Origin of the sequence: Amycolatopsis sp. NPDC052450, assembly GCF_044547565.1 — a bacterium.
Classification (GTDB): Bacteria; Actinomycetota; Actinomycetes; order Mycobacteriales; family Pseudonocardiaceae; genus Amycolatopsis.
The window spans coordinates 143,080-143,474 of the sequence record NZ_JBIUAQ010000011.1 but is presented as its reverse complement, the minus strand read 5'-3'; the positions used below and the strand labels follow the sequence as shown (position 1 = coordinate 143,474).

At 69.9% G+C, this 395-nt stretch carries 1 protein-coding gene; it reads right to left on the bottom strand.

Annotated elements, in window-relative coordinates; all coding sequences use genetic code 11:
* On the bottom strand, positions 1-395 hold a 395-nt coding region (locus ACIHAO_RS20350; RefSeq protein ID WP_396559985.1), incomplete at both ends, for a tetratricopeptide repeat protein.

The following is a 395-nucleotide window of genomic DNA, read 5'->3' as shown; positions in this document are numbered from 1 at the left end:
GTCGGGGAGGAAGGCGTCGGGGTGCTGTTCGGCCAGTCGGCGTCGGATCGTGACGGCTTCGGTGATGGCCTCGAGGCCAGCTTCGTGCCGTCCCAGGGCGGCCAGGTGGCCCGCGAGGATGTTCAGGCTCATGGCGAGGTCGGGGAGGAAGGCGTCGGGGTGCTGTTCGGCCAGTCGGCGTCGGATCGTGACGGCTTCGGTGATGGCCTCGAGGCCAGCTTCGTGCCGTCCCATATCGCCCAGGCGGCCCGCGAGGTTGTTCAGGCTCGTGGCGAGGTTGGGGAGGAAGGCGTCGGGGCGCTGTTCGGCCAGCCGGCGGTGGGTAGTGAGGGCTTCGGTGGCGGCTTCGAGTGCTTCTTCCCGTCGTCCCAGGGCGCCCAGTCTGTTCGCGAGGT